Origin of the sequence: Paenibacillus apis (assembly GCF_018333295.1) — a bacterium.
Classification (GTDB): domain Bacteria; phylum Bacillota; class Bacilli; order Paenibacillales; family Paenibacillaceae; genus Fontibacillus; species Fontibacillus antibioticophila.
The window spans coordinates 1-261 of record NZ_BORS01000078.1 but is presented as its reverse complement, the minus strand read 5'-3'; the positions used below and the strand labels follow the sequence as shown (position 1 = coordinate 261).

Annotated in this window: 1 rRNA gene; it reads right to left on the bottom strand. The window is 51.0% G+C overall.

The window, feature by feature from the left end:
• Window positions 1–261: ribosomal RNA gene (locus KI362_RS25405) — 23S ribosomal RNA — on the bottom strand; the annotation flags it as partial.

The window sequence follows — 261 nt, the reverse complement described above, 5'->3', positions numbered from 1 at the left end:
CGGGTCTACGCCTACAAACTTATTCGCCCTATTCAGACTCGCTTTCGCTGCGGCTCCACCTTCTCGGCTTAACCTTGCTTGCAAACGTAACTCGCCGGTTCATTCTACAAAAGGCACGCCATCACCCCTTAATTGGGCTCTGACTTCTTGTAAGCACACGGTTTCAGGTTCTTTTTCACTCCCCTTCCGGGGTGCTTTTCACCTTTCCCTCACGGTACTGCTTCACTATCGGTCGCTAGGGAGTATTTAGCCTTACCAGAT